Annotated in this window: 17 protein-coding genes and 1 other annotated feature (1 of these 18 cut by a window edge); all 17 genes read left to right on the plus strand. The window is 48.3% G+C overall.

Translation table 11 applies throughout. The annotated features are described in order from the left end of the window. Positions 1-98: a sequence feature (ribosomal protein L10 leader region), on the plus strand; it begins 54 nt to the left of the window's first position. A 37-nt stretch (positions 99-135) separates the two neighbouring features. Then, positions 136-639 carry a 50S ribosomal protein L10 gene (rplJ, locus tag KJS57_RS23760; protein ID WP_213656559.1) on the plus strand — a complete coding sequence of 168 codons (504 nt, stop codon included), beginning with the start codon at positions 136-138 and terminating at the stop codon, positions 637-639. 57 nt (positions 640-696) lie between these two features. After that, positions 697-1,062 carry a 50S ribosomal protein L7/L12 gene (rplL, locus tag KJS57_RS23765; RefSeq protein ID WP_211025545.1) on the plus strand — a complete coding sequence of 122 codons (366 nt, stop codon included), beginning with the start codon at positions 697-699 and terminating at the stop codon, positions 1,060-1,062. Positions 1,063-1,266: 204 nt separating this feature from the next. After that, on the plus strand, positions 1,267-1,872 hold the full coding sequence (locus tag KJS57_RS23770) for a class I SAM-dependent methyltransferase (protein ID WP_213656560.1): 606 nt from the start codon (positions 1,267-1,269) through the stop codon (positions 1,870-1,872). 323 nt (positions 1,873-2,195) lie between these two features. Next, a complete protein-coding gene (gene rpoB / locus KJS57_RS23775; RefSeq protein WP_211025549.1) occupies positions 2,196-5,741 on the plus strand; it encodes a DNA-directed RNA polymerase subunit beta in 3,546 nt (1,181 codons plus the stop codon). Positions 5,742-5,825: 84 nt separating this feature from the next. Continuing rightward, positions 5,826-9,440: a DNA-directed RNA polymerase subunit beta' gene (rpoC, locus tag KJS57_RS23780; RefSeq protein WP_211025552.1), complete on the plus strand. Its 3,615-nt coding sequence runs from the start codon at positions 5,826-5,828 to the stop codon at positions 9,438-9,440. A 223-nt stretch (positions 9,441-9,663) separates the two neighbouring features. Beyond that, positions 9,664-9,915, plus strand: coding sequence for a ribosomal L7Ae/L30e/S12e/Gadd45 family protein (locus KJS57_RS23785; protein WP_211025555.1), 252 nt, complete (start codon positions 9,664-9,666; stop codon positions 9,913-9,915). Positions 9,916-10,055: 140 nt separating this feature from the next. Next, positions 10,056-10,478, plus strand: a complete 423-nt coding sequence (gene rpsL, locus KJS57_RS23790) for a 30S ribosomal protein S12 (RefSeq protein ID WP_211025557.1) — start codon at positions 10,056-10,058, stop codon at positions 10,476-10,478. 66 nt (positions 10,479-10,544) lie between these two features. Continuing rightward, a complete protein-coding gene (rpsG, locus tag KJS57_RS23795) occupies positions 10,545-11,015 on the plus strand; it encodes a 30S ribosomal protein S7 (protein ID WP_044482526.1) in 471 nt (156 codons plus the stop codon). A gap of 44 nt (positions 11,016-11,059) precedes the next feature. Continuing rightward, positions 11,060-13,138 (plus strand): elongation factor G, encoded by a 2,079-nt coding sequence (gene fusA, locus KJS57_RS23800; protein ID WP_211025559.1) that lies wholly within the window; start codon positions 11,060-11,062, stop codon positions 13,136-13,138. 104 nt (positions 13,139-13,242) lie between these two features. Next, positions 13,243-14,433, plus strand: coding sequence for an elongation factor Tu (gene tuf, locus KJS57_RS23805; RefSeq protein ID WP_211025561.1), 1,191 nt, complete (start codon positions 13,243-13,245; stop codon positions 14,431-14,433). A 203-nt stretch (positions 14,434-14,636) separates the two neighbouring features. Then, the gene (locus KJS57_RS23810) at positions 14,637-15,980 is read left to right on the plus strand and encodes a globin-coupled sensor protein (protein WP_213656561.1); all 1,344 of its coding nucleotides are present in this window, start codon (positions 14,637-14,639) and stop codon (positions 15,978-15,980) included. 271 nt (positions 15,981-16,251) lie between these two features. Next, entirely contained in the window at positions 16,252-16,560 is a 309-nt protein-coding gene (rpsJ, locus tag KJS57_RS23815) for a 30S ribosomal protein S10 (RefSeq protein WP_009226637.1), read from the plus strand. A gap of 43 nt (positions 16,561-16,603) precedes the next feature. Then, entirely contained in the window at positions 16,604-17,227 is a 624-nt protein-coding gene (gene rplC / locus KJS57_RS23820) for a 50S ribosomal protein L3 (protein WP_213656562.1), read from the plus strand. Between the two features lie 26 nt (positions 17,228-17,253). After that, complete coding sequence (rplD, locus tag KJS57_RS23825) at positions 17,254-17,877, plus strand: 50S ribosomal protein L4 (protein WP_211025567.1); 624 nt, start codon at positions 17,254-17,256, stop codon at positions 17,875-17,877. Continuing rightward, positions 17,877-18,167 (plus strand): 50S ribosomal protein L23, encoded by a 291-nt coding sequence (gene rplW, locus KJS57_RS23830; protein ID WP_211025569.1) that lies wholly within the window; start codon positions 17,877-17,879, stop codon positions 18,165-18,167. The genes rplD and rplW overlap by 1 nt, the downstream gene beginning before the upstream one ends. Positions 18,168-18,194: 27 nt before the next feature. Continuing rightward, positions 18,195-19,025, plus strand: coding sequence for a 50S ribosomal protein L2 (rplB, locus tag KJS57_RS23835; RefSeq protein WP_211025571.1), 831 nt, complete (start codon positions 18,195-18,197; stop codon positions 19,023-19,025). Between the two features lie 76 nt (positions 19,026-19,101). Further along, on the plus strand, positions 19,102-19,380 hold the full coding sequence (rpsS, locus tag KJS57_RS23840; RefSeq protein WP_211025573.1) for a 30S ribosomal protein S19: 279 nt from the start codon (positions 19,102-19,104) through the stop codon (positions 19,378-19,380). Positions 19,381-19,403 lie beyond the last annotated feature (23 nt).

The raw sequence follows: 19,403 nt of genomic DNA on the forward strand, positions 1-19,403 counted from the left end.
CCGAGGTGTTGTGATAGAATTTCAATTTACCGCAGTTCATCTGTGGTTAATGATTCGTCAGGCCTTCGTGATTCTGCGGAGGCTTTTTTCATGGAAATGAAGAAGGCCGAGTAAATCTATCAGGAGGTGTACAGGTTGGCAAACGCAAAAGTGATTCAAGCAAAACAAGAAGCCGTTGAAGTCGTAACTGCGAAATTGCGCGAGAGCGCAACGACTGTAGTAGCGGATTACCGCGGTCTGAATGTTGCCCAAGTTACGGAATTGCGCAAACAGCTTCGTGAAGCTGGCGTAGAATTCCAAGTATTGAAGAATACGCTCGTTCGCCGCGCAACAGAAGCTGCTGAACTTTCTGAACTGAACGAAGTGCTGACTGGCCCTACGGCTATCGCATTCAGTGCTGAAGACGCAGTAGCTCCGGCTAAGATTCTTAGCGATTTCGCGAAGAAGAACGAAGCGTTGAAAGTAAAAGGTGGCGTGGTTGAAGGCCGTGTAGTCGGCGTTGACCAAATTAAAGCGTTGGCGGATCTTCCGTCCCGCGAAGGTCTCCTTTCGATGCTCCTCAGCGTGCTTCAAGCTCCAGTTCGCAACTTCGCGCTGGCAGTCAAAGCCGTTGCAGACAAAGAAGAAGCAAGCGCGTAAGCTGCTTCTGAATCAAGCAATCTAAAATTATCAAATTAAAATAATGGAGGTTCTACCATGTCTAAAGAAACAATTTTGGAAGAAATCAAAGCTATGACCGTTCTTGAACTGAACGATCTTGTTAAAGCTATCGAAGAAGAATTCGGCGTAACTGCTGCAGCTCCTGTAGTTGTAGCTGGTGGCGGCGGCGGCGCAGCTGAAGCAGCTGAGCAAACTGAATTCGACGTAATCCTGAACAATGCAGGCGCGTCCAAAATCAACGTTATCAAAGTGGTTCGCGAAATCACTGGCCTCGGCTTGAAAGAAGCAAAAGACCTGGTTGACAACGCTCCAAAACCACTGAAAGAAAAAGTGGGCAAAGAAGAAGCAGAAGCAGTAAAAGCGAAATTGGAAGAAGCAGGCGCTTCTGTAGAAGTGAAGTAATTTCTCTTCTATCTAATGACAAACCCCTTGAATTCATTCAAGGGGTTTGTTTATAACCTGCGTAAGTTTCGGACAAACGCTTTTGGGTCTGGTGCTCTCTTGCTCGCGTGCATCTGCCTAGGTGAACTTCGTGGCGAGGAGTCCGTTCGCAAAGGATCCCCAGTCCCAAAAACAATTAACTGATCAACGGAGGTCACCGGTAAAATGCCAGATCACTATTATACGAATCAGCCTTCTGCTGCACATGACCGGAAAATGTGGGACGCAACGCTCCGGGGGCAGAATTTCCGTTTTGTCAGCGATGCCGGGGTATTCTCCAAAGGCGGCGTGGATTTCGGGAGTAGAACTTTGATAGAAGCTATGGAGATTCCCGCAAACGCAGACGTGCTTGACGTAGGTTGCGGCTATGGACCGATCGGTCTTTCGGCTGCCCGCATGGCTGATCAAGGTCATGTAACTATGATCGACGTCAATAGCCGTGCGGTCGAACTGGCTCGCGAAAATGCAGCGGCTAACCGGATTTCGAATGTAACGGTTCTCCAAAGCGATTTATTTGCGGAGCTAGGAGATCGGGATTTTGATGTAGTGCTGACAAATCCACCGATTCGGGCAGGCAAAGAGACGGTACATGCGATTTTTGAAGGGGCTCATGAAAGATTGAGGCCTGGGGGTTCTCTATGGATTGTTATTCAGAAAAAGCAAGGGGCGCCGTCGGCAAAGTTGAAGCTGGAGTCTTTATTTGATAGCGTGGAAGAAGTGACGAAGGACAAGGGGTATCGGATTTACAAGGCAACCAAAAAAATAGTTTGACTTGAAAAAGTGGTTGTGTTATTATTATAAAATGTCAGTATTAGGATGCCCTCTGTGGCTTTACCTTGCTGAAATGTCAATACTTTTGTGAAACGATGCATAAAATCATATCGTTTTACGTATAATATGTACATTTCGGGTAAATCTACTGAATACGGGGACATCAGGCTGGAAATGACACGGATAATGATGCTCTTTTTTCGAAAGCATTCGATAAGGGCTTTTCTTTATTTGTGGATGAATCCGTATGGTCCTATTATAAGGGTACAAACACGGGTTCGCAATGAATTTTTAAGTGAGTAGACATGAGGGGTGGGTATAAGTTGGCAGGACATCTTGTTCAATATGGTCGACGCACTCGGCGAAGTTATGCACGAATTAACGAGGTACTCGAAGTTCCGAACCTGATCGAAATCCAACAGAAATCCTACGAGTGGTTCTTGGAAGAAGGCCTTCGGGAAATGTTCCAGGATATCTCGCCGATTCAGGATTTCACCGGAAATCTGGTGTTGGAATTTATCGATTACAGTCTTGGAGAACCGAAGTATACAGTAGACGACGCTAAGGAACGTGATGTTACGTATGCGGCGCCGCTTCGGGTTAAAGTCCGGCTCATTAATAAGGAAACCGGCGAAGTCAAAGAGCAGGAAGTATTCATGGGAGATTTCCCGCTGATGACGGAAACCGGCACATTCATTATTAATGGTGCGGAACGGGTAATTGTCACTCAGTTGGTTCGCTCTCCTAGCGTCTATTTCAGCACGAAAGTGGATAAGAACGGAAAGAAAACTTATACCGCAACAGTAATTCCAAACCGCGGTGCATGGTTGGAACTGGAGACGGATGCGAAGGATATCGTTTATGTCCGGATCGACCGTACGCGTAAGATTCCGGTAACTGTGTTGCTTCGTGCGCTTGGATTCGGTACGGATGCTGAGATTCTCGATTTGCTCGGCAACGATGAATATATTCGCAACACGCTGGATAAGGACAACACCGACTCTACGGAAAAAGCTCTCATTGAAATCTATGAGCGTCTTCGTCCGGGTGAGCCGCCGACTCTTGATAATGCTAAGAGTTTGCTTGTGGCGCGTTTCTTTGATCCTAAGCGTTATGACCTGGCCAATGTAGGCCGTTATAAAATCAATAAAAAGCTCCACATCAAGAATCGTTTGTTCAACCAACGTTTGGCTGAGTCTCTCATCGACACGAACACCGGTGAAATTATCGCCGAAGCTGGTCAGATGGTGGACCGCCGTTTGCTTGATCAAATCTTGCCGTTCTTGGAAAACTCGGTAGGTTTCAAAAACTATCATGTGGCCAACGGTGTTCTTGATGCTAACGACGTGCCTTTGCAAACGATCGATATTTTCTCTCCGATCGAAGACGGCAAGGTTGTTAAGGTGATCGCGAACCGCAATATCGATAAATCGGTGAAGCATATTACGCCGGCCGATATCATTTCGTCGATCAGCTACTTCCTGAACCTGTTGCACGGCGTCGGAAGCACGGACGATATTGACCATCTCGGTAACCGTAGACTGCGTTCCGTAGGCGAATTGCTGCAGAACCAGTTCCGTATCGGTTTGTCCCGGATGGAGCGCGTCGTGCGCGAAAGAATGTCGATCCAGGATGCGAACGTGATTACGCCGCAAGCGCTGATCAACATCCGTCCTGTTATCGCATCGATTAAGGAGTTCTTCGGCAGTTCGCAGTTGTCGCAGTTTATGGACCAGACGAACCCGCTTGCTGAACTTACGAATAAACGCCGTCTGTCCGCACTCGGACCTGGTGGTTTGACGCGGGAACGCGCGGGCTTTGAAGTTCGTGACGTCCATCATTCCCACTATGGCCGTATGTGTCCAATCGAGACACCGGAAGGACCGAACATCGGTTTGATCAACTCTTTGTCGACGTTCGCTCGCGTCAACGAGTATGGCTTCATCGAAGCTCCGTACCGTTGGGTTGACCCGAATACGGGCAAAGTTACCGATCAAATCGCTTACCTGACTGCCGATGAAGAGGATAACTACATCATTGCACAGGCGAACGCGGTGTTGAATGATGACAACACGTTCCGCGATGAGAATGTTATCGTTCGTTATAACAAGCAGTCCGACAACATTTTGACTATGCCGAGCGACCGCGTTGACTATATGGACGTATCGCCTAAGCAGGTTGTGTCCGTCGCGACCGCGCTCATTCCTTTCTTGGAGAACGATGACTCGAACCGTGCACTGATGGGTTCGAACATGCAGCGTCAGGCGGTTCCGCTTCTCATTCCTAAGGCTCCGCTTGTCGGAACAGGGATGGAGCATAAATCGGCCAAAGACTCCGGTGTATGTATCGTTTCGAAATACGACGGGATCATCGAGCGTTCCGCAGCAAACGAAATTTGGCTGCGCCGCGTCGAGAAAGTGGATGGCAAGGAAGTAAAAGGCGACCTTGTTAAACATAAATTACACAAATTTATGCGTTCGAACCAAGGAACATGCATTAACCAGCGTCCGATCGTCAAACGCGGCGATGTTATCAAGAAGGGTGACATTCTCGCGGACGGGCCATCGACAGAAATGGGCGAATTGGCTCTTGGCCGGAACGTAGTCGTTGCCTTTATGACTTGGGAAGGCTACAACTACGAGGATGCGATCCTGCTTAGTGAGAAACTCGTGAAAGAGGATGTGTACACCTCGATCCATATCGAGGAATACGAATCCGAAGCCCGCGATACGAAGCTGGGTCCTGAAGAGATTACCCGCGATATTCCGAATGTCGGTGAAGAAGCGCTTCGCAATCTTGACGAGCGCGGCATCATCCGTGTCGGTGCGGAAATCGGCGCGGGCGATATCCTGGTCGGTAAAGTTACTCCGAAGGGAGTGACGGAACTTACCGCAGAAGAGCGCCTTCTGCACGCCATCTTCGGCGAGAAAGCACGCGAAGTACGTGACACATCCCTGCGTGTACCGCATGGTACCGACGGTATTGTTGTCGACGTTAAGGTGTTTACTCGTGAGAATGGCGACGAGTTGCCACCGGGCGTTAATCAACTTGTTCGGGTATATATTGCCCAAAAACGTAAAATTTCCGAAGGCGATAAAATGGCCGGCCGTCATGGTAACAAAGGGGTCGTAGCCCGTATTCTGCCAGAGGAAGATATGCCGTTCATGCCGGACGGTACGCCTGTACAGGTTGTACTGAACCCGCTCGGGGTTCCATCCCGGATGAACATCGGTCAGGTGTTGGAAATTCACCTTGGTATGGCAGCTCTGAAGCTCGGTATCCATGTGGCTACTCCGGTATTCGACGGTGCGAACGAGTATGACGTGTTCGACACGATGGAAGAAGCCGGAATGCAGCGCAATGGTAAAACCGTTCTATACGACGGCCGTACAGGTGAGCAATTCGAACGCGAAGTTACCGTCGGCGTCATGCACATGATCAAACTGGCGCACATGGTTGATGATAAAATCCATGCCCGCTCGACAGGTCCTTACTCGCTCGTTACGCAGCAGCCGCTCGGTGGTAAAGCACAGTTCGGCGGACAGCGTTTCGGGGAGATGGAAGTTTGGGCGCTCGAAGCCTACGGCGCTGCTTATACACTGCAAGAAATTTTGACCGTCAAGTCGGATGATGTGGTCGGCCGGGTGAAAACCTACGAATCGATCGTCAAAGGCGAGAACGTACCGGAACCTGGTGTACCGGAATCGTTTAAGGTCTTGATCAAGGAACTTCAAAGTTTGGGTATGGACGTCAAGATCCTTACCGAAAACGAAGAAGAGATCGAGATGAAGGAAATCGACGACGAAGACGATGCGTCCGGGGACAAACTGAGTCTGAACCTGGAAGGTGCGGAAGTCGGAGTAGAATAAGCATCTAGGGCGGCGCAAGCCGCCCAAAGATGATTGATAACCGGAGATTGTCAATATCAGGACTTGGTTAAGGAGGGATGCTCCTTGTTGGACGTCAACAACTTCGAGTTTATGAAAATTGGGCTTGCTTCCCCAGATAAAATTCGTTCTTGGTCCCGCGGAGAAGTTAAGAAACCGGAAACGATTAACTACCGTACATTGAAACCGGAAAAGGAAGGGCTGTTTTGCGAGAAAATTTTCGGCCCGACCAAAGACTGGGAATGTCATTGCGGTAAATATAAACGCGTACGTTACAAAGGCGTTGTCTGCGATCGCTGCGGCGTCGAAGTAACAAGAGCGAAGGTTCGCCGCGAGCGGATGGGTCATATTGAATTGGCCGCACCTGTATCGCATATTTGGTACTTTAAAGGGATCCCGAGCCGGATGGGCCTTGCGCTCGATATGTCGCCGCGCTCCCTTGAAGAGATCATTTATTTTGCATCCTATGTGGTTACAGATCCAGGTGAAACTCCACTGGAGAAAAAGCAGCTTCTGTCCGAGAAGGAATATCGCAGCTACCGTGAAAAGTATGGCTACGGATTCCAAGCCGGCATGGGCGCTGAAGCGGTCAAAAAGCTGCTTCAGGATCTCGATATCGACAAGGAATTGGAATTTTTGAAAGAAGAGCTGCGCACGGCCCAAGGCCAACGCCGCAACCGGGCGATCAAACGCCTGGAAGTCATCGAAGCGTTCAAGAGCTCCGGCAATGAGCCGGAATGGATGATTCTCGACGTGCTTCCGGTTATTCCTCCGGAACTTCGTCCGATGGTACAGTTGGATGGCGGACGTTTCGCAACGTCTGACCTTAACGATTTGTACCGCCGGGTTATTAACCGGAACAACCGTCTGAAACGCCTGCTTGATCTGGGCGCGCCGGACATTATCGTGCAGAACGAAAAACGGATGCTGCAAGAAGCCGTCGACGCCCTGATCGATAATGGTCGCCGCGGCCGTCCGGTAACTGGACCGGGTAACCGTCCTTTGAAATCCCTCAGCCATATGCTGAAAGGTAAACAAGGCCGCTTCCGGCAAAACTTGCTCGGTAAACGGGTCGACTATTCCGGCCGTTCCGTTATCGTCGTAGGTCCTTACCTGAAGATGTATCAGTGCGGTCTTCCGAAAGAAATGGCTCTCGAGCTGTTTAAACCTTTCGTGATGAAAGAACTGGTCAACAAAGGTCTTGCTCACAATATCAAGAGCGCTAAGCGCAAAGTGGAACGCGTCAGCCCTGAGGTATGGGATGTGCTCGAAGAAGTCATTAAGGAGCATCCGGTTCTGCTGAACCGCGCCCCTACGCTTCACAGACTCGGGATCCAGGCGTTCGAACCGATTCTGGTCGAAGGCCGCGCCATCCGGCTTCACCCGCTCGTATGTACGGCTTATAACGCCGACTTTGACGGTGACCAAATGGCCGTTCACGTACCGTTGTCCGCAGAAGCTCAAGCGGAAGCCCGTATTCTGATGCTGGCGTCCGGCAACATCCTGAACCCTAAAGACGGCAAGCCAGTCGTTACTCCTTCTCAGGATATGGTTCTCGGATCTTATTATCTGACAATGGATAACAAGGAAGCCAAAGGCGCTGGGATGATTCTCGGCTCCGTAAACGAAGCGTTCTCCGCTTATCAGCGTGGAACCGCGGAATTGCATGCACGCGTAGCCATTCCTGCTAAGGCGCTCGGCAAGACCGGATTTACGGAAGCACAACAAAATGCGCTGCTTATTACGACCGTAGGGAAAATTATTTTCAACGATATCTTCCCTTCGAGCTTCCCGTATATTAACGAACCTTCTAGAGTCAACCTGTTCCAAGGCACGCCTGATGATTACTTCATCCATGACAAAGGCGCGAACGTTTGGGAACGGATTATGAATGCTAAACAAGCAGGTGGCGTAGGTAAAGAGTATCTCGGCGAAATTATCGGCCGTTGCTTTGAAATCTATCACACCACAGAAACTTCGATCATTTTGGACAGAATCAAACAAACCGGTTTCACATATTCGACTCGGGCCGGCGTAAGTATCGCTGTCTCGGACGTTATCGTACCGGATGAGAAACAGTCTATCCTGCGCGAGTCGGATGACAAGGTACAAGTGATTACGACACAGTACCGCCGGGGTCTCATTACGAACGAAGAACGTTATGACCGTGTTATCGATATCTGGTCCAAAGCGAAGGATCAAATTACCGAAGTGCTCATGAAATCGATGGACCGTTACAATTCCATCATGCTCATGGTGGATTCCAAGGCGCGCGGTAACAAATCGCAGATCACCCAGCTCGGTGGGATGCGGGGTCTGATGGCCAACCCGTCGGGTCGGATCATCGAACTCCCAATCAAATCGAATTTCCGCGAAGGTCTGACCGTCCTCGAGTACTTCCTTTCGACGCACGGCGCGCGGAAAGGTTTGGCGGATACAGCGCTTCGGACAGCCGACTCCGGTTACCTGACTCGTCGTCTGGTAGACGTAGCCCAGGACGTTATCGTCCGCGAAGAAGATTGCGGTACGGATAAAGGCTTTATGGTCAGCGTTATCCAGGACGGTAAAGAGGTTATCGAGGATCTGTACGACCGGATCGAAGGACGTTATAGCTTTGAAACGATCAAACATCCGAAAACGGGTGAAATTATCGTTCATCGCAACGAACTTATTGATTCCGACAGAGCGCATGAAATCGTCGATGCCGGTGTAGGGAAACTGCAAATCCGTTCCGTGCTCAGCTGTCGCGCACGCCATGGCGTTTGTAAGAAGTGCTATGGCCGTAACCTCGCGACCGGCAAACACGTGGAAATCGGTGAAGCAGTCGGCATTATCGCCGCCCAATCCATCGGTGAACCAGGAACCCAGCTCACCATGCGTACGTTCCATACCGGGGGCGTTGCGGGTGACGATATCACTCAAGGTTTGCCGCGTATTCAGGAGCTCTTTGAAGCCCGGAATCCAAAAGGTCAAGCCACGATCAGTGAAATCGACGGCGTCATCAAGGAAATCCGTGAAGCTAAGGACCGTCGTGAAATCGAGGTTCAAGGCGAAGCGGAAACGAAGGTTTACTCCGTTACCTACGGTTCCCGTCTGCGCGTAAGCGAAGGCCAGGAAATCGAAGCGGGCGACGAGTTGACCGACGGTTCCATTGACCCTAAAGAAATTTTGCGCATCAAGGGTATCCGCGGCGTGCAGAACTACATCCTTCAGGAAGTTCAGCGCGTTTACCGGAACCAGGGCGTAGAAATCAACGACAAGCATATCGAAGTTATGGTCAGACAGATGCTGCGTAAAATCCGCATCGTAGATGCCGGTGATACGCCGCTCTTGCCTGGTGCATTCGTCGATATTCATGAATACGAGGTTGCCAACAAGGATGCAATCCTGTCCGGCAAAGAGCCTGCTGTGGCTAAACCGGTATTGCTCGGGATCACCAAGGCATCGCTCGAAACGGACTCCTTCCTGTCCGCCGCTTCCTTCCAGGAAACGACACGGGTGCTTACCGATGCCGCTATAAAAGGCAAAGTGGATAAACTCCTCGGCTTGAAGGAGAACGTCATTATCGGTAAACTGATTCCTGCGGGTACGGGGATGAACCGTTACCGGAGCATTCAGTTTGTTGAACCGGCTGGTGACGACACGGTTGAAGAAGGTCTGGAGCCAGTCTCTGTAGAATAGCTTGGATTAAACAACAGGTGCGGTTCGGGTAAAACCCGTTCCGCGCCGTTGTTTTTCATATCTATGATGATGGATTTCTGCTTCTTCTTTATGAGATCAAAGCAATCAATGTTTGTTTTTCAACTAAAAACTTTCAAATCATTGCTTGACATCGCCTAGCTGGAATGCTAATATATCAAAGTGCGTGAGTACGGATATTCCTGTGCTTTGGAGGACGGTAATTATGTCTAATGATAAAGGTCTACAGGACGCTCATGTTAAAATCGGCAGCAAGCAAACTATGAGAATGGTGGAACTTGGACGAGCCGAAGAAGTCTATGTGGCTGAAGATGCAGATCCGCGCCTTACGTCAAAGATCATTGCTTTATGCAATCAGCGAAACGTTAAAGTGACACTGGTTGATACGATGACCAACCTCGGCAAAGCTTGCGGGATTGAAGTCGGTGCGGCAATGGCTGCGATTGTAAGACAATAGTTGATAGGAACGTTTTTGCTAAAAGGGGTTATCCCTCCGGCAAAAACTTTTCATTTGTTCTTTAATGAACCGCCTGGGTCTGTGGGCTTAAAAAAGGTTTGTGAAGGATCATGAGAATTGAGGAAGGGGGTGGCAACAACATGCCAACAATTAACCAACTAGTCCGTAAAGGACGTCAAGACAAAGTGTACAAATCGAAGTCGCCAGCATTGCAAAGAGGGTTTAACGCCCTGAAGCGTGAGGCTACTGATCTGAGCTCCCCGCAAAAACGTGGAGTGTGCACTCGTGTAGGTACTATGACTCCTAAGAAACCGAACTCCGCACTTCGTAAATATGCCCGTGTTCGTTTGACGAACCGCATTGAGGTAACGGCGTACATTCCAGGTATCGGTCATAACCTGCAAGAGCACAGCGTAGTTTTGATTCGTGGCGGCCGGGTCAAGGACCTTCCAGGGGTACGTTATCATATCGTACGTGGAGCTTTGGACACCGCTGGTGTAAACAACCGGATGCAAGCCCGTTCGAAATACGGCGCTAAACGTCCGAAAGCAAAAAAATCCTAAGTTGATCATTAAGTCAGCTTATTGAACCGACAAGAGGTTTGGATTAATACTGAAAGGGGGATAACTATGCCACGCAAAGGTCCAGTTACAAAGAGAGATGTGTTGCCAGATCCGGTGTATAACAGCAAGCTTGTTACTCGTCTGATCAACCGCATCATGCTCGACGGTAAACGTGGAGTTGCTCAAAGCATTCTGTACAATGCGTTCAACCTGATTCAAGAACGTACGGGTAATGACCCAATGGAAGTATTTGAAGCAGCTTTGAAAAATATCATGCCTGTATTGGAAGTTAAAGCTCGCCGTGTGGGCGGTGCCAACTACCAAGTACCTATCGAAGTTAAGCCAGAAAGACGTACATCCTTGGGATTACGTTGGCTCGTAAACTACTCCCGCAACCGCGGTGAGAAAACGATGGAAGAGCGTTTGGCTGCTGAGATCATCGACGCATCCAACAACACAGGCGCTTCCGTTAAGAAACGCGAAGATACGCACAAAATGGCCGAAGCGAACAAAGCGTTCGCACACTACCGCTGGTAGGATTCGGTTCAACTTAATAAAATATTTTGAAGGGAGACTAATTCATGACAAGAGAGTTCTCCTTGAAAAATACACGTAACATCGGGATCATGGCGCATATTGACGCCGGTAAGACAACTACAACGGAACGTATTTTGTTCTATACAGGCATTACGCACAAAATCGGGGAAGTTCACGAGGGTGCTGCAACAATGGACTGGATGGAGCAAGAGCAGGAGCGCGGGATTACGATTACGTCCGCTGCTACTACCGCTTCCTGGAAGGGTCACCGCGTAAATATCATCGATACCCCGGGACACGTTGACTTCACTGTAGAAGTTGAACGTTCCCTACGTGTATTGGACGGGGCAGTAGGCGTTTTCAGTGCGAAGGAAGGCGTTGAGCCTCAGTCAGAAACTGTTTGGAGACAGGCTGACAAATATAGCGTTCCTCGGATCGCTTATGTAAACAAAATGGATATCATCGGTGCGGACTACCTGAACGTTGTCAATGATATGCGCGAACGTCTGCAAGCGAATGCGGTTGCGATCCAACTGCCAATCGGTGCAGAAAGCGACTTTGTCGGAATTATCGACATCGTTGAGCAAAAAGCGTATATGTACAAAGACGACTTGGGCCAAAACATCGAAGAAACCGAAATTCCTGCCGAGTACCAAGCAAAAGTTGAAGAACTTCGCGCGGAACTGGTAGAAAAGGTTGCCGAGTTGGACGAAGAATTGACTATGAAATACCTTGAAGGTGAAGAAATCACTGTTGAAGAACTGAAAGCAGCTCTTCGTAAAGGTGTAGTAGAAGTTAAAATCTTCCCTGTAGTGTGCGGTTCTTCTTACCGTAACAAAGGGATCCAGCTCGTATTGGACGCTGTTGTAGATTATCTGCCGGCTCCAATCGATATCCCGGCCATCAAAGGTCACTTGGATGACGGTACCGAAGTGGAACGTCACTCTTCCGACGAAGAGCCGTTCTCCGCATTGGCATTTAAAATTATGACTGACCCTTACGTGGGTAAACTGACGTTCTTCCGCGTGTACTCCGGTATTTTGCAATCCGGTTCGTATGTGCTGAATGCAACAAAGAACAAACGTGAGCGGATCGGACGTATCCTGCAAATGCATGCCAACACCCGTAAAGAAATCACCGAAGTTTATTCCGGTGATATTGCGGCAGCCGTAGGTTTGAAAGATACGGGAACAGGTGATACACTGTGTGATGAGAAGGCTCCGGTTATTCTCGAATCCATGAACTTCCCTGATCCGGTTATCGAAATCGCGGTTGAGCCTAAAACGAAAGCCGACCAAGACAAAATGGGCGTTGCTCTCGGTAAATTGACTGAAGAAGATCCTACGCTCCGTGCTCATACGGACGAAGAAACGGGTCAAACGATCCTTGCTGGTATGGGTGAGCTTCACCTGGATATCATCATCGACCGGATGCGCCGCGAATTCAAAGTTGAGACTAACGTAGGTAAACCTCAGGTTGCTTACCGTGAAACGTTCAAAGCTCCGGCTCGCGTTGAAGGTAAATTCGTTCGCCAATCCGGTGGTCGTGGTCAATACGGTCACGTTTGGGTTGAGTTCGAACCACTGGAAGCAGGTAGCGGTAACCAGTTCGAGAGCAAGATCGTCGGCGGTTCCGTACCTAGAGAATACATCGCGCCTGCTCAGCAAGGTATTGAAGAAGCCATGAAGAATGGTGTCCTTGCAGGCTTCCCATTGGTAGACGTTAAAGCAACCATCGTTGATGGTTCTTACCATGACGTTGACTCCAGTGAAATGGCGTTTAAGATTGCCGGTTCCATGGCGCTTAAAGCAGCCAAGGAAAAGTGCCAAGCAGTTCTGCTTGAGCCAATCATGAAAGTTGAAGTAACGGTTCCTGAGGAGTACATGGGCGACGTTATGGGTATGCTGAACTCCCGCCGCGGACGGATCGAAGGTATGGATTCCCGTGGGGGCGCGCAAATTATCCGTGCTAAAGTACCTCTCTCCGAAATGTTCGGTTACTCGACTACCCTGCGTTCCGGTACACAAGGACGCGGCGTATTCTCGATGGAGCTTTCTCACTATGAAGAAGTTCCTAAGACTATCGCTGAAGAAATCGTGTCCAAGAACAAGGGCGGAGAATAAATTTCAGTACCTACTGACCGGGGAATCTTTGGAACCTGTTTAGGGGATGGATTCCCTGGTTAGTCCAACATAACAATCCATATTTTAAGGAGGAAATGTTTAAAATGGCAAAGGCTAAATACGAACGTACAAAACCGCATGTTAACATCGGTACTATCGGTCACGTCGACCATGGTAAAACAACTCTGACTGCAGCCATCACGACTGTATTGTCTACCACATATGGCGGTGCTGCTGTAGCATTCGACCAAATCGACAAAGCTCCAGAAGAGCGCGAGCGCGGTATCACAATCTCGACGTCCCACGTTGAGTATGAAACTCCTAACCGCCACTATGCACACGTTGACTGCCCAGGGCACGCCGACTATGTTAAAAACATGATCACTGGCGCTGCACAAATGGACGGAGCGATTCTGGTTGTATCCGCAGCTGACGGCCCAATGCCGCAAACTCGCGAGCACATCCTGTTGTCCCGTAACGTAGGCGTTCCTTACATCGTTGTATTCTTGAACAAATGCGACATGGTTGAAGACGCTGAATTGATCGAACTCGTTGAAATGGAAGTTCGCGACCTGCTTAACGAATATGAGTTCCCTGGCGATGACACTCCAATCATCCAAGGTTCCGCTCGTGAAGCTCTTCAAAACCCTACTGGTGACTGGGCTAAGAAAATCGTTGAAATGTTCGAAATCATCGACGAGTACATTCCGCTTCCAGAGCGTCCAGTGGACAAACCGTTCCTGATGCCTGTCGAAGACGTGTTCTCCATCACTGGCCGTGGTACTGTTGCTACAGGTCGTGTAGAGCGCGGTACTGTTAAAGTCGGCGACGAAATCGAAATCGTGGGTATCCGCGAAGAAACTAAGAAATCGGTTGTTACAGGCGTTGAAATGTTCCGTAAATTGCTCGATTCCGCTGAAGCGGGCGACAACATCGGCGCATTGCTCCGCGGTGTAGACCGTGCTCAAATCGAACGCGGCCAAGTATTGGCAAAGCCAGCTTCCGTTAATCCGCATACTGAGTTTTCCGCTCAAGTATACGTATTGACTAAAGAAGAAGGCGGACGTCATAAGCCTTTCTTCACTGGCTACCGTCCACAATTCTATTTCCGTACAACTGACGTAACAGGTGTTATCAACCTGCCAGAAGGTACTGAAATGGTTATGCCTGGTGACAACATCGAAGTTACTGTTCAACTGATCAACCCGATCGCTATCGAAGAAGGAACTCGTTTCTCCATTCGTGAAGGCGGCCGTACAGTTGGATCCGGTGCCGTTGTTAAAATCAGCAAATAATAAAGCAATTTATTGCTTGAGAGATCCGTTCCTTAGGGGACGGATCTTTTTTTATATTACAGTTGATAAAATCGTCCAATTCGACATTTAGTGCAATAAATATGTCGAATAATGTAGAAATTTATCTTTACAGTGATTTTTAGCACAGTTATAATTCTCTCATTAAGATCATCAGACATCCCCAAAGAGAGGATAAACACTCGATGAAATGCCCCTTTTCTTTTCTAAGCCGCCCATCATCCCCCTCTGCACAAGCCAACCATTACAATTATTCCGCTTCCGTTGTCAAACCGGATTGGGTATGGGACGAAAACCAGCTTGTTATCGACGGACAGACCGAGATAAATGAGCAATTGAGAATGATTGATTTTCATGAAGGGGATATTCACCTGCTCCATCATATGAGACCTATGATCTCTAGAAAGATCGACTGGATTGTGGATTCTTTTTATCAGTCGGTGCTGGATGTATCCAAGCTAGAGGAAATCATTAAAGAACACAGCACGGTTGAAAAACTGAAGGAAACCCTAAGAGAACATCTGCTTGATATGTTCAGTGGGAATGTCGATCAAGCATTTATTATGAAACGGCTAAAAATCGCTAAAGTCCATAAGCGCGTCGGATTGGAGCCAAAATGGTATCTATCGGCATTTCAAAATCTGCAAAATGCGTTTTTGCAGACAATTTACCAGGAAGTTAAAGACGAACAGCTTCTTTTGCAAATGGTGCGGACAACGACAAAGCTGTTAAACCTAGAACAGCAGCTGGTGTTGGAAGCTTATGAAAAGGAGAACATCCTTGAGAAAGAACAACAATATGAACTGGTGAAAAATGAGTTAAAAAGCAAAATCACCACTTTTAGTGAGGAGCTTGAAGATTTAAGCTTAGGAACGAACGCAGCCGTTGAAGAGCTGGTAACCAGTAGCAATGAGGTGAGTATGTCCATCCGGAATTCTTCAAAGACCGCCTCAAATACAAGAGAACAGGCTGAAGAGGGAAGAGACATTTTGCAGCTTCTACAGGAGCACATCGGGGTCATTCATGTAAAGACCAGCTCTATGGAAGAATCGCTGAAGCATCTTGGACAATCCTCTGCACAAATTAATAAAGTTGTGAGTGCCGTAGAGGACATTGCAAGCCGGATCAAACTTCTATCGTTGAACGCATCTATAGAAGCGGCAAGAGCTGGTGAACAGGGGTTAGGGTTTGCGATTGTTGCCCGGGAAGTGAACAAGCTATCGGAAGAAGCGAAAAGTACGGTGGTTCAAATTGCGGATCTCGCCCATCAATCTGCAGAAATCTCGACCCGAGTCGTACATGCTGTAGAGGAAGTTCGGGGATTGGCGGAACAAGGGAAAGCGCAATCGAAGGAAAGCGGAGACATGTTTATCCATATCTTGAACTCGATGAAGAATAGTGCGGAGGATATTATATTGTTAGAAGAACAAATCCGCGAATTGATTACTACTATAGAAGGAATCGGATCATCTACGGCCACAGTCGCAGAGTCGGTGGAACGCCTGAACAGAATTTCCCTGAATTTATAATAGAAGTTAAATGGCGTATTTCCTTGAGAAATGCGCCTTTTTTGAATATTAGAACGGGGAGTAAATACCCATGAAAAACCACAATAAAAACTTTTGTATAAAAGCTTGCAAAGCGCCCGCCTTTTCTATATAATAATGAATGTTGTTCTGTGACGTTGCGATGATGTGAGAGGTTACTGACACACCCGGCCCCTTTGCCATGGGAGGGTGGTCGGAAAATTTTCACGGAGTATGTCCGATACCAAATTGGGCGATAGAAGGAGGGACTAAAATGGCAAAGCAAAAAATTCGTATTCGTTTGAAAGCTTACGACCACAGAATTCTTGATCAATCCGCAGAGAAAATTGTTGAAACAGCAAAACGTTCGGGTGCTGGTGTATCCGGGCCGATTCCGTTGCCAACTGAGAAACAAGTAATTACTATTCTCCGTGCGGTACACAAGTACAAGGATTCGCGGGAACAATTCGAACAACGGACGCATAAACGTCTGATCGACATTGTTAATCCGACTCCACAAACTGTGGATGCCTTGATGCGCTTGGACCTGCCGTCCGGTGTAGATATCGAAATCAAATTGTAATACCCAATAAGCATTGGAATAGGAAAGGAAAAGAGGTGTCAACATGAAAGGTATCTTAGGGAAAAAGCTTGGAATGACTCAAGTGTTTACTCCGGAAGGGAATGTTATTCCTGTAACGGTTATTGAGGCGAGCGGTAACGTTGTTCTGCAAAAGAAAGATCTGGAGAACGACGGCTACGAAGCCATTCAAATCGGTTACTCCGATAAGAAAGAATCTAGAACTACTAAGCCTGAAGCAGGTCATGCTAAAAAGGCAAACGCAACGCCTAAGCGCTACGTTCGCGAAATTCGCGGTGTTGATCTTGCAGGATATGAAGTTGGCCAAGAGGTCAAAGTCGATATGTTTGCAGAAGGCGAATTTGTTGACGTAACTGGTATTTCGAAAGGTAAAGGGTTCCAAGGCGTTATCAAACGCTGGGGACAAAGCCGCGGCCCTATGGCGCACGGTTCCCGTTATCATCGTAGACCAGGTTCCATGGGTTCCATTCAAGCGAACCGCGTTCCTAAAGGCAAACGCCTTCCAGGACATATGGGTAACGAAACAGTTACTATTCAGAACCTTGAAGTGATCAGAGTGGACGCTGAACGTAATGTTTTGCTCGTTAAAGGCTCGATCCCAGGTCCTAAAAACAGCTTCGTAAAAATCAAACAAACTCTTAAGAAATAATTGACTGAAGAAAGGAGGAACAACAAATGCCAAAAGTAGCACTTTTTAATGTCAGCGGTAGCCAAGTAGGCGAAGTTGAACTGAACGACGCGGTATTCGGCATCGAGCCAAATACACATGTTCTGCATGAAGCAGTCGTTATGCAACGCGCTTCCCTGCGTTTTGGTACCCATAAAGTAAAAGGACGCTCCGAAGTTCGCGGCGGCGGTCGTAAACCTTGGAAACAAAAAGGAACGGGCCGTGCTCGTCAAGGCTCCATTCGCTCCCCGCAATGGGTAGGCGGCGGTGTGGTATTCGGACCAACTCCGCGCAGCTATTCTTATAAATTGCCGAAGAAAGTACGTCGTTTGGCGATTAAATCGGCTTTGTCTTCGAAAGTGATCGATCAGGATATCATCGTTCTTGATGCATTGAGCCTGAGCGCACCTAAGACAAAAGAATTCGCAGCGATTTTGAACAACCTGAAAGTAGATCGTAAAGCTCTCGTTGTAGCTCCTTCTTATGACGACAACGTAGCGCTTTCCGCTCGCAACATTCCTGGTGTGAAATTCGTAGCGGCCGACGGCATTAATGTTCTTGACGTGCTGACGCACGACAAACTGATCATTACGAAGGAAGCAGTTCAGAAGGTAGAGGAGGTGCTCGCGTAATGAAAGATCCTCGTGATATTATCAAGCGCCCGGTGATTACGGAACGTACGGCTGATTACATGAACGAATTGAAATATGTATTCGAAGTGGATATCAAAGCCAACAAGACCGAAATCAAAAAAGCTGTGGAAGCGATCTTTGGTGTTAAAGTGAGCAATGTGAATACCCTGCGCGTTCCTGCTAAGCCAAAACGTTACGGACGTCACTTCGGATATACTCCGGAATGGAAGAAAGCGTTCGTTACTTTGGCGGAAGGCAGCAAACCGCTTGAGTTCTTTGAATCGGTATAAAATCGTTAAAGTAAGGAGGGAAATCTAGTGCCTATCAAAAAGTATAAACCGACATCTCCGGCAAGACGCGGCATGTCCGTGTCTACGTTCGAAGAAATCACTACGGATACACCGGAAAAATCGTTGTTGGCTCCGCTGAGCAAAACGGCTGGCCGCAACAACCAAGGTAAAATTACGGTTCGTCACCATGGCGGCGGACACAAACGTAAATACCGGATTATCGACTTCAAACGGAACAAAGACGGAATTCCAGGTAAAGTTGCTACAATCGAGTACGACCCGAACCGGACTTCCAACATCGCTTTGATCCACTATGCCGATGGTGAAAAACGCTACATTCTGGCTCCTAAAGGCCTGAAAGTGGGCGACATGATCGAATCCGGCGTTGGCTCCGATATCAAAATCGGTAACGCAATGCCGCTCGAAAACATTCCAGTAGGTACAGTTATCCACAACATTGAGCTGAAGCCTGGCAAAGGCGGACAACTCGTACGCGCAGCTGGTACAGAAGCACAATTGCTTGGTAAAGAAGAAAAATACGTAACGATCCGCCTGTCTTCCGGCGAAGTTCGTAAAGTTCTCAAGGTTTGCCGCGCTACTATCGGCGCTGTAGGCAACGGAGACCACGAACTCGTGAAGATTGGTAAAGCAGGCCGTAGCCGCTGGCTTGGACAACGTCCTGAAGTGCGCGGTGTCGTCATGAACCCTAACGATCACCCACACGGTGGTGGTGAAGGTCGCGCTCCGATCGGTCGTAAATCGCCATTGTCTCCTTGGGGCAAACCAACCCTTGGCTACAAAACGCGTAAAAAGGACAAAGCGTCTGATAAATATATCGTTCGCCGCCGTACGAAGTAATCCGCACTCTGCGGATCACTTCGCGGTAGTGGATGAAAGATCGAAACAAGCAGCGTAACGAAGGGAGGATAAAGAAATGAGTCGCAGTCTTAAAAAAGGGCCATTTATCGATGGATACCTGCTCAAGAAAGTGGAAGAAGTGAACGGTTCTAACAAGAAAGTCGTGATCAAAACTTGGTCCCGTCGTTCTACAATCTTCCCGCAATTCATTGGCCACACGTTCGGCGTATATGACGGCCGCAAACATGTACCGGTATATGTAACCGAGGATATGGTAGGACATAAACTGGGCGAGTTTGCTCCAACCCGTACCTACAAAGGTCATACGGACGACGATAAGAAAACGAGACGTTAATCGATAAGTTCTTCGTTTGAGAG

It is taken from the genome of Paenibacillus vini (assembly GCF_018403325.1).
Lineage (GTDB): Bacteria > Bacillota > Bacilli > Paenibacillales > Paenibacillaceae > Fontibacillus > Fontibacillus vini.